This is a genomic window from Lacisediminimonas sp. (assembly GCF_030645335.1).
GTDB lineage: Bacteria > Pseudomonadota > Gammaproteobacteria > Burkholderiales > Burkholderiaceae_D > Lacisediminimonas.
In genome coordinates this window covers 1-10,338 of record NZ_JAUSNH010000081.1, presented here as the reverse complement: position 1 = coordinate 10,338, position 10,338 = coordinate 1, and the positions used below count along the sequence as shown (strand labels likewise).

Below are 10,338 nucleotides of genomic sequence, written 5' to 3'. Positions count from 1 at the left end.
GGGCGCGCGCGCCGCGGCGCCCTTGCCGGCCGCTGCCGCTGCCCCTGCCGCCCGGTCTGCCGTTGCACCGGCGCCGCCTGCTTCCGGTCGCCCGGCTGGTGGCCCTGCGCGTGCTGCACTGGACGCCGCACGCACCGGCATGCGCACAGTTCCCGGCGCTGCGCGGCCTGCAGCGCCGCCGCCGACATCGACGCCACCAGTAGCGGCCGTGGCCAACGTCGTGCGCCAGGAGCTGGCTGCATGGGAGGACGCGCACGAGCTGGCAGATTCTGAGCAGTCTGCACAATCCGCAGCCCCGACATTCAGCAACGAGGCCCCGGCTGAGCCCGCCGCGCCGCAGCAAGCGCCAATATCCATCGCCGCCGCCGAAGCCGTCGTTGCCGAAGCTGTCATGCCAGCCCGGCATGCCGCCGAGCCGCCCGGGCCGGTCACGATCCCCGGCTGGAACGACGGCTGGCCGTCACTGGCTGCAGCACTGCCGCTGCGCGGCGTGGTGCAGCAACTTGCGCTGCAAAGCGAATTGATTGAATGCCAGGAAAGCGATGGCGCACTGGCGTTCCACCTGCGCATTGCGGTCGAGACCCTGCGTTCATCCGGCAGCCCGGAAAAGCTTGAAGCCGCCCTGGCCGATCAGCTGGCACGGCGCGTGCGACTGAGCACCGAAATCGGCCCGGTCAGCCTGACTGCCAATGCGCTCGCCACTGCCCAGCGCGAGCTGCGCCAGCGCGAGGCGGAGCAAAAAATGCATAGCGATCCCTTCGTGCAAACCCTGATGCGGGAGTTCGGCGCCACCGTCGTGCCCGGCTCGGTGCGTCCGAATTGATTGCCAAACCCGATTAACGAGAACAGGAGCGCCCCATGATGAAAAACCAGTTGGCCGGCTTGATGAAGCAAGCGCAGGCAATGCAGGACAACATGAAGAAAATGCAGGACCAGCTGGCCTCGATCGAAGTCGAAGGACAGTCGGGCGCCGGCATGGTGAAGGTCATCATGACCTGCAAGCATGACGTCAAGCGCGTCACCATCGATCCCTCGCTGGTGGGCGAAGACAAGGACATGCTGGAAGACCTGGTGGCTGCCGCATTCAATGATGCGGTCCGCAAAGCCGAAGCCACGACGCAGGAGAAAATGTCGGGCGTTACCGCCGGCATGCCGCTGCCGCCGGGCTTCAAGATGCCGTTCTGATCACCTGGCAAGAGGCGCATGCCGAAATTCACATCCAGCCTCGATACGCTCACTGAAGCGCTGCGTTGCCTGCCCGGTGTCGGGCCAAAGTCGGCGCAACGCATGGCCTATCATTTGCTCCAGCACGACCGCGACGGTGCACAGCAGCTTGGCCGCGCCCTGACCGATGCCATGCAGCAGGTACGGCACTGCCAGTTGTGCAATACCTTCACCGAAAGCGAAATCTGCAGCACCTGCAGCGACAGCGAGCGCGATGCGACGCTGCTGTGCGTGGTCGAGACGCCAGCCGACCAGATGATGATCGAGCAGACCCTGACCTTCAAGGGAATGTATTTTGTGTTGATGGGACGGCTGTCGCCACTGGACGGCATCGGACCGCGCGACATCCACCTTGAGCGCCTGATCGAGCGCGCCGCCAACGGCGCCGTGAAAGAAGTCGTGCTGGCCACCAATTTCACCAGTGAAGGCGAGGCGACTGCGCATTACATCGGTGAAATGCTCAAGGCGCGCGGATTGTCCGTCAGCCGGCTTGCCCGTGGCGTGCCGGTAGGCGGCGAACTGGAATATGTGGATGCGGGCACGATAGCGCGCGCCATGCTGGATCGTCGCGCAACCTGATGGCGCGCTCGGCGGCATGCATGGTACAAGGCGACGAGTAGCGATCGAGTACGCCTCAGTTACGCATCAATTGCGCATCAGGCACGCGCCAACAGCGTGACACGGCGACAGTGAAATAAAAGGGAGACAAAATGAAATTCAACTTCAACCAGGTCGCCATTGCGTTCGGCTTGTTCCTGCTCGGCTACCTGACCTTCAATAATCCGTGGTTTAGCGGCAGCAAGGAACCGGCAGCCGCCGCAAAGCCGCCGGCAGCCGCGGCACCGGGGCCGGCGTCAACACCAACAACGCCAGCAGCCTCGCCGAACGCGCGCTGAGGTTTGCGCGCCGGCGTTAGCGCAGCCGCTCGACCAGGCCTTCGAGCTTGACCGAATCAGCGCAGAACGCCCGGATTCCCTCTGCCAGCTTTTCGGTTGCCATCGCATCTTCGTTCAGGGCCAAGCGAAAGGCTTTCTCGTCCAGCATCTGCTTTTGCAGGTCGCTGGCGCTGGCTTCCTGCGGATTCAGCTTGCGCGCCACGACGCCCGTTGTTTCCGCCAGCTGCTTCAACAAGTCAGGGCTGATGGTCAGCAAATCACAACCGGCCAATTCCAGTATCTGGGAGGTGTTGCGAAAGCTCGCACCCATCACTTCGGTCTTGTAGCCGAACTTGCGGTAGTAGTTGTAGATGCGGCGCACCGACTGCACGCCAGGATCGTCGGCGCCCGCATACTCGGTGCCGGTGGATTTCTTGTACCAGTCATAAATGCGGCCGACAAACGGCGAGATCAGCTGGACGCCGGCATCTGCGCAGGCAATCGCTTGCGGCAGGGCGAACAACAGCGTCATGTTGCAGCGGATGCCTTCCTTCTCCAGCACCTGGGCGGCGCAAATGCCTTCCCAGGTGGAGGCGATCTTGATCAGCACGCGTTCGCGGCCGATGCCGGCTGCCTCATACAGCGCAATCAGCGCGCGTCCTTTTTCTATCGTGCCGGCGGTGTCGAACGACAGGCGGGCATCGGTTTCAGTCGACACGCGGCCGGGAATCAGTGCCAGGATCTTGCGGCCGAACAGGATCAGCAATTCGTCGATGATGTCGGCAGTGGACTTGTTGGCATGGTCGCGTACTGCCTGCTCCAGCAGCGGCCGGTACTCGTCTTTCTGGACTGCCTTCAGGATCAATGAGGGGTTGGTCGTGGCGTCGCGCGGCGTGAATGCCTGTATCGATTGAAAGTCCCCGGTGTCGGCGACGATGGTGGTGAACTGCTTGAGCTGATCCAGTTGATTCATGGCGAGCGCGCTAGGAAAGAAAATGATCCGCTATTGTAAGGCAGCGGCCAGCATCGCTGCGGCGTTGGCGCCGGCCACGGCAAACATCGCGGTGCAATTGCGGGGGTGGGCCAGGGCAGGGCTTGCCGCCACCTCGCATCAGCGACGGCGGCTTCCCGGCTGCGGCGCGGCGGTAAAGGCGTCCAGGTGCATGTCGATGCGTTGCAGCGAGCGTTGCGCAGCCAGTATCTTGCGGCGTCGCTCAGGTCCGGCACGCAGCGCCAGGCCGACCGCCAGCATGTCGATCACGGCCAGATGCGCCAGGCGGGCTGAAATCGGCGTGTACGGGTCGTTGTCGGCGCCGATGTCGATTGGCACCAGCACATTGGCCAGGTCGGCCAGCGGCGTGCCGCGCGGCGCCAGCACGATCACATCGGCGCCGGCCTTGCGGGCCAGTTGCACGCTGCGGATGACCGAGGTGCTGGTGCCGCGCTGCGAGATGGCGACCACAGCATCGCCCTTGGCCAGCAGGGCGGCGGCGATGCTGTGCACATGCGGGTCGCTGTAGGCCACCGTCGGTATGCCGGAACGGAAAAATTTATGCTGCGCATCGGCGGCAATGATGCCAGATGATCCCTGGCCATAAAATTCGATCTTGCGCGCCTTGGCGAGGATGTCGAGCGCGCGCTGGATGGCCTCCGGGTCTAGGTTGTTGCGCAGGTCGAGCAGCGCATTGATCGAGCGCGTGCAGATCTTGGCGACCAGGTCGGCGGCCAGGTCGTCGGGCAAGGGTGGATTGGCGTCTTCCGGCGGCGCCAGCGCCAGGCCTTGCGCCAGCCGCAGCTTGAATTCCTGCCAGCCGTCGTAGCCCAGTGCGCGGCAAAAGCGAACGACCGTGGGCTCCGACACTTGCGCCGAACGCGCCAGCGCCGTGATGTTTTCCGCCAGCGTCAGTGACGGGTTATCCAGCACCGCCAGCGCGACTTTCTTTTCCGAGCGGGACAGCGTGTCGATCTGGGTGCGGATGGCGTCGAGCAGCATGGTCGTTCGATCAGACTTCCGGCAGGGTTTCTTCGCGCCACTGCAGGCCGTCGCGCCCGATCAGTGCGCTCGCTGCAGCCGGGCCCCATGTGCCGGAGGCATACGGAACCGGCTCGTTTTCATCCTGCTCCCAGAACAGCAGGATCGGCTCCACCCATTCCCACGCCTGTTCCAGTTCGTCGCTGCGCATGAACAGCGTGAGGTGGCCGCGCAAGACATCGAGCAACAGGCGTTCATAGGCTTCCATCCGCGGCTTCTTGAAGGTTTCGCGGAAATCGAGCTCCAGGTCGACCGGCTTCAAGCGCATGCCATCGCCGGGCGTTTTCGCCATCAGGTTCAGGTGCAGGCCTTCGTTGGGCTGCAGCCTGATCACCAGCGAATTGGGCTGGAAGCTGCCGACCGGCTGCGCAAAGATGGAGTGCGGAATCGATTTGAAGCGGATCACGATTTCGGCCAGCGAATCGGCCATCCGTTTGCCGGTGCGCAGGTAGAACGGCACGCCTGCCCAGCGCCAGGTATCGATCTCTGCCTTGACCGCAACGAAAGTCTCGGTGCGCGAGTTGGGCTGCGCGTCCGGCTCCTGGCGGTAGCCAGGCACCTGCACGCCGTTGACATGGCCGCTGCGGTATTGTCCGCGCACCACATTTTGCACCAGCGTATGCGGCGTGAAGCGTCGCAAGGATCGCAGCACCTGCAGCTTTTCGTCGCGCACGGCGTCGGCGGTGACGGACACCGGCGGCTCCATCGCGACGATGCAAAGCAGTTGCAGCAAGTGATTCTGCAACATGTCGCGCAGCGCCCCCGACGGTTCGTAGTAGCCCATGCGGTTGCCAACGCCAATCTGTTCGGCGATCGTGATCTGGACGTCGGATATCCATTCGCGCCGCCACAAGGGCTCGAACAGGATATTGCCAAAGCGCAGCGCCAGCAGGTTTTGCACCGCCTCCTTGCCCAGGTAGTGGTCGATCCGGTAGATTTGCGATTCGGCGAATACCTTGCCGACCTGGAGATTGATCTGGCGCGCGCTGTCGAGATCGCGCCCGAGCGGCTTTTCCAGCACCACGCGCGACTGTGCATTGGCCAGTCCATTGCCGGCCAGGTTCTGGCAAATGGTGGCAAACAGGCTTGGCGGCGTCGCCAGGTAAAACACCCGCGTGATGGCCTCTTCGGTGCGCAATACCTTTGTCAGGCTGTGGTAACTGCCGGCGTCCGCGGCGTCCACCGAGACATAGCTGAAGCGGGAGCGGAATGCCTGCCATCGCTCTTCGCTGAAGGTGCCGCTGGCAAGATTGGGACGGGCATTCTGCTCGACCGCTTCCAGGTATTGCTCGAGCGTCCAGTCGTGCCGGCCCACGCAGATGATGCGCGCGCCGGCCGGCCAGACCTTGTTGCCCGACAGCGCATACAGCGCCGGCAACAGCTTGCGCATGGCCAGGTCGCCGCCGCCGCCGAACAGCACCATGTCGAAGTCATTGAGTGAAGCGGGCTTGCCTGGAGATGACATGTTTTCGTTGGTCCCTGCACGCATCCGGGTTTGTTCATCGGATGCGTGCGTAGTGAATATTGGAGTGTGAATGCGTGAATGCGTGAGGACGATCAGCCGGTCTTGCCGGCCGCCTTGCGCGCCCGCGCGATCAGGTTCGCAGTTGAGCTGTCATGCGCCAATGGATCGGGATTGTCCTGGCCGGCGAGTTCGGATTGAATGCGCGTGGCCAATACCTTGCCCAGTTCGACGCCCCATTGGTCAAAACTGTTCACGCCCCAGATCACTCCCTGCACGAAAGTCTTGTGTTCATACAGCGCGACCAGCGCGCCGAGCGTGGCGGGGGTGAGCGCTTCCAGCAGGATCGTGTTGCTGGGCCGGTTGCCGGGAAAAGTCTTGTGCGCAACCAATTCAGGAATCGCGGTTTCCGGCACTCCCTGGCGCTGCAATTCTGCATGCACTTGCGCTGCGCTCTTGCCCAGCATCAGTGCTTCGGATTGCGCAAAGCAATTTGCCAGCAGCGCACTGTGATGCGCTTGCAGCGCGTGCGCCGGCCGCAGCGCGGCGATGAAGTCGACCGGGATGGTGTCGCATCCCTGGTGCAGCAACTGGAAATAGGCATGCTGCCCATTGGTTCCGGTATCGCCCCAGACCACCGGGCAGCTTGCCGCTTCCAGCGCCCGGCCATCAAGCGTCACGCGCTTGCCATTGCTTTCCATTTCCAGTTGCTGCAAGAAGGCAGGGAAGTGGCGCAAGTCCTGATGGTAGGGCGCGATCGATTGCGACGCAGTGTGCAGAAAGTTGCGATTCCAGATGCCGACCAATGCCAGCAATACCGGCATGTTGGCAGCCAGCGGCGCCGAGCAGAAATGCCGGTCCATCGCAAAACCGCCGTCCAGGAACTCGCGGAAGCGCTCGGCGCCTATCATCAGTGCAAGCGACAGGCCAATTGCGGACCAGACGGAATACCGGCCGCCAACCCAATCCCAGAACGGGAACATGTTGGCAATGTCGATGCCGAACGCCTGCACGGCATCGGTATTGGTCGAGACGGCGACGAAGTGGCTGGCAAGGGCCGCTTCGCTACCGCGCTGCAGGAACCAGGCGCGGGCAGTGTGGGCGTTCATCATCGTTTCCATGGTCGTGAAAGTCTTGGAGGCGATGATGAACAGGGTAGTTTCCGGCTCGACCTGATGCAGTACGGCATCAAGATCATGGGCGTCGACATTCGACACGAAGTGGGCGCGCAAGCGGGGATGATGAAACGCACGCAAGGCCTGGCACGCCATCTTCGGACCAAGGTCCGAGCCGCCGATGCCGATGTTGACGATGTCGGTGATTGGCCGGCCGCTATAACCGAGCCAGCGGGCGTCACGCACGCGCGCGGTGAAGTCGCCCATGCGGTCCAGTACTTCGTGGATCTGTGGCGCTACCGGCCGGCCGTCGATGGCGGTGGCGGCCTCGCGCGGCGCGCGCAGGGCGGTGTGCAGTACGGCGCGCTGTTCGGTGGTATTGATTTTGCTGCCGCTGAACATGGCGGCGCGTTGCTGTTCGATGCCACGTTCGCGCGCCAGCGCCAGCAGCAGCTCCAGCGTGTCGCCATCGAGGCGGTTTTTGGAGTAGTCGAGCAGCAAGTCGCAGCATGCCAGCGAGAGCCGTTCGAATCTTTGCGGGTCCTTGCTGAAGAGGTCGCGCATTTGCCATGCGCCGGCAATGCGGCTGTGATCCAGCAGCGCAAGCCAGGCGGAAGTGCTGGTCAGGTCAGGAACCATTCGGGGTCATCCGGGTTGAAGTCAATAGTCAGCGAGGGTCAAGGACCCTCGGCGAAATTCAGCGATAGTCAACATTAGCCATTAATAGACCGGGGGTGTCGCAAATAGTCAAGGCGTGCCGGCAAGACAACGCCGTCAAAAGCCGAACCGAAAAGTGTCGGATTGACTGTACAACATAAGAAGAAAATTTACTACGTAAAAATAGTGCAATCATCGTATCTGTGCCGCCATATCCTTAATTTAAGGATAGGAAATTCCATGTAGTATAGTTACCAAAATAAACCAACCCCAATACGGGAGCCGCTAAATGATGCTGCATTCCACGGTCGATGCCGTTACGCGCGAAGTGATCCGCAAAAGTGCGCCCACGCGGCAAGCCTACCTTGCCCGGCTACAAGCTGCGCGCCCGGACGGCGTACAGCGCAGTGCCATCGGCTGCACCAATCTTGCCCACGGATTTGCCGCCTTCCCGGCCAGCGACAAGCTGTTGTTGCGCGAACAGAAGAAGCCATCCGTCGCAATCGTGTCCTCGTACAACGACATGCTGTCGGCACACCAGCCGTTCGAGCGCTTTCCGGCCATCATCAAGCAGGCTGCGCGCGAAGCGGGCGCGGTGGCACAGTTCGCTGGCGGCACGCCTGCCATGTGCGACGGTGTTACACAGGGGCAGCCGGGCATGGAGCTGTCGCTGTTTTCGCGTGACACGATCGCCATGTCCACCGCCATCGCGCTGTCGCACAACATGTTCGACGCAGCCGTTTTCCTGGGCATTTGCGACAAGATCGTACCGGGCTTGCTGATCGGCGCACTGCATTTTGGCCATCTGCCTGCTGTTTTCGTTCCCGGCGGGCCCATGTCCAGCGGCTTGTCCAATACGGAGAAGTCGCGGATTCGCCAGTTATATGCACAAGGCAAGATCGGCCGCGAAGAATTGCTGGAGGCCGAAGCACAGTCCTACCATAGCCCCGGGACTTGCACCTTCTATGGCACTGCCAACAGCAACCAGTTATTGATGGAAGTGATGGGCCTGCATTTGCCGGGCGCTGCTTTCATCATGCCCGGCACACCACTGCGCGATGCGCTGACGGCGGCGGCAACCAGGCGGGCAGTCGAATTGGGCAGCAGCGACGCCGCATGGATTCCGGTAGGCCACGTGGTGGACGAAAAGGCGATCGTCAATGCCATCGTGATGCTGCTGGCCAGCGGCGGCTCCACCAATCACACGCTGCACCTGGTGGCGATTGCCAGGGCGGCGGGGATCGTGATCGACTGGAATGACTTCAGCATCTTGTCCTCAGTGGTGCCGCAACTGACTCGCATCTACCCCAATGGCAATGCCGACATCAATCATTTCCAGGCTGCGGGCGGCCCGGGTTTCCTGATCCGTGAATTGCTCGACGCCGGCGTGCTGCATGAGGATGTGACGACCATCCTTGGCAAGGGGCTGCGGGCGCATTGCATGGAGCCTTTCCTAGAGAACGAACGGCTGGTGTGGAAGCCGGCAACCCAAAACAGCGCCGACGAGGCCGTGTTGCGACCTGGCGAGCGGCCGTTTTCGCCGGAAGGAGGGCTGCGCCTGCTGACCGGCAATCTCGGACGCGCCGTCATCAAGGTTTCTGCGGTCAAGCCAGAACACCGGGTGGTGGAAGCGCCGGCCATCGTGTTCGATTCGCAGGAAGCATTCCTGCATGCCTTCCAGGCGGGCAACCTCGAGCGCGACTTTGTCGCCGTGCTGCGTTACCAGGGGCCGCGGGCCAACGGCATGCCGGAACTGCATGCGCTCACGCCCGCGCTGGGCAGCCTGCAAGATGCCGGCCGGCGGGTGGCGCTGGTAACCGATGGACGCATGTCCGGCGCGTCCGGCAAGGTACCGGCGGCGATCCATGTCAGTCCCGAAGTACTGGCCGGCGGGCCGCTTGGCCGGGTGCGCGACGGCGACATGCTGCGGGTGGATGGCGTGCGTGGCGTGCTGGAAGCGTTGGTCGATGAAGCGACATGGCAGGCGCGCACCATCGAAGCGCCGCCGGCCGGGGCGCACCAGTTGGGAATGGGGCGGGAATTGTTCGCCATGTTCCGCAATACAGTGGGCACGGCGGAACAGGGCGCGGCCACCTTTGCGCTGCCGCCGGTGTTGCCAGGACGCGTACCGGACGATGTCATGCTGCCGGCCGATGCGCCGCCGGGCAGTGACGAAGACTTCCTGGCGCGCCCGAACTGAAAATATGAAAGGAAAACCAGCATGAACATGCTTGAGATGATGCAGGCCTCGCCGGTGATACCGGTGATCCAGATCGACGATCCCGCGCATGCGCTGCCGCTGGCGCGGGCCCTGGTCGCCGGCGGAATCCGGGTGCTGGAGATCACGCTGCGCACCGTGCACGGCTTGCCGGCAATTCGCGCCATTGCGGCGGCGATTCCGGAGGCGATTGTCGGTGTCGGCACCGTGACCCGCGCCGAGGAATTCACTGCCGCGCGCGAGGCCGGCGCCGTGTTCGCCGTGTCGCCGGGGCTCACGGCCGCAGTCGCGGAAGGGGCGCGCCGCAGCGGCTTGCCTTTGCTGCCCGGCGTGATGACGCCATCGGAAGTGATGATGGCGCGCGAGCTGGGTTACCGCCAGTTGAAACTGTTTCCGGCCGTGCCCGCGGGCGGCATCGGCATGCTCAACGCAATCGCCGGCCCGTTGCCGGACGTGATGTTCTGCCCGACCGGCGGCATTACGGCCGACACGGCGGCGCAGTTCCTGTCGTGCCGGAATGTGGCCTGCGTCGGCGGCTCCTGGCTCACGCCAAAGGATGCCCTGCAGTCTGGCGACTGGGCCCGCATTACCGCACTGGCGCGCGCGGCGGCGGCGCTGCGCAGTGCCGCAGGCTGATGCAGCGGCCGTCGCCAGCGGTTTGATTGCCCGCTTGCGGGCGACGGTGTTGACGTTTGTTTGCTGGCCTTACTTGGCGAACAATTGCCCGAGGTCCTGGAAGGCCTTGAACTCCAGCG

Annotated in this window: 10 protein-coding genes; 6 read left to right on the top strand and 4 right to left on the bottom strand. The window is 63.3% G+C overall.

The window, feature by feature from the left end:
- The 4 genes from Q7T64_RS05875 to Q7T64_RS05860 all read left to right on the top strand — a co-directional run.
- On the top strand, nucleotides 1-823 hold an 823-nt coding region (locus Q7T64_RS05875), incomplete at its 5' end, for a DNA polymerase III subunit gamma/tau C-terminal domain-containing protein (RefSeq protein WP_304792709.1).
- A gap of 35 nt (nucleotides 824-858) precedes the next feature.
- Nucleotides 859-1,185, top strand: coding sequence for a YbaB/EbfC family nucleoid-associated protein (locus tag Q7T64_RS05870; RefSeq protein WP_304792706.1), 327 nt, complete (start codon nucleotides 859-861; stop codon nucleotides 1,183-1,185).
- A gap of 18 nt (nucleotides 1,186-1,203) precedes the next feature.
- Nucleotides 1,204-1,803, top strand: coding sequence for a recombination mediator RecR (gene recR / locus Q7T64_RS05865; RefSeq protein ID WP_304792703.1), 600 nt, complete (start codon nucleotides 1,204-1,206; stop codon nucleotides 1,801-1,803).
- Nucleotides 1,804-1,934: 131 nt separating this feature from the next.
- Entirely contained in the window at nucleotides 1,935-2,120 is a 186-nt protein-coding gene (locus Q7T64_RS05860) for a hypothetical protein (RefSeq protein ID WP_304792701.1), read from the top strand.
- A gap of 16 nt (nucleotides 2,121-2,136) precedes the next feature.
- Here the strand turns inward: Q7T64_RS05860 and tal are convergent, their stop codons facing one another.
- The 4 genes from tal to pgi form a co-directional block, all read right to left on the bottom strand.
- Nucleotides 2,137-3,072 (bottom strand): transaldolase, encoded by a 936-nt coding sequence (tal, locus tag Q7T64_RS05855; RefSeq protein ID WP_304792698.1) that lies wholly within the window; start codon nucleotides 3,070-3,072, stop codon nucleotides 2,137-2,139.
- Nucleotides 3,073-3,210: 138 nt separating this feature from the next.
- Entirely contained in the window at nucleotides 3,211-4,092 is an 882-nt protein-coding gene (locus Q7T64_RS05850; protein ID WP_304792694.1) for a MurR/RpiR family transcriptional regulator, read from the bottom strand.
- A gap of 10 nt (nucleotides 4,093-4,102) precedes the next feature.
- On the bottom strand, nucleotides 4,103-5,596 hold the full coding sequence (gene zwf / locus Q7T64_RS05845) for a glucose-6-phosphate dehydrogenase (protein ID WP_304792691.1): 1,494 nt from the start codon (nucleotides 5,594-5,596) through the stop codon (nucleotides 4,103-4,105).
- Between the two features lie 92 nt (nucleotides 5,597-5,688).
- Nucleotides 5,689-7,347: a glucose-6-phosphate isomerase gene (gene pgi, locus Q7T64_RS05840; protein ID WP_304792689.1), complete on the bottom strand. Its 1,659-nt coding sequence runs from the start codon at nucleotides 7,345-7,347 to the stop codon at nucleotides 5,689-5,691.
- 307 nt (nucleotides 7,348-7,654) lie between these two features.
- Here pgi and edd point away from each other — a divergent pair, with 307 nt between their 5' ends.
- Together edd and eda are read left to right on the top strand one after the other, a co-directional pair.
- Nucleotides 7,655-9,565 carry a phosphogluconate dehydratase gene (gene edd / locus Q7T64_RS05835; protein WP_304792686.1) on the top strand — a complete coding sequence of 637 codons (1,911 nt, stop codon included), beginning with the start codon at nucleotides 7,655-7,657 and terminating at the stop codon, nucleotides 9,563-9,565.
- Nucleotides 9,566-9,586: 21 nt separating this feature from the next.
- Complete coding sequence (gene eda / locus Q7T64_RS05830; protein WP_304792683.1) at nucleotides 9,587-10,219, top strand: bifunctional 4-hydroxy-2-oxoglutarate aldolase/2-dehydro-3-deoxy-phosphogluconate aldolase; 633 nt, start codon at nucleotides 9,587-9,589, stop codon at nucleotides 10,217-10,219.
- Nucleotides 10,220-10,338: the final 119 nt, after the last annotated feature.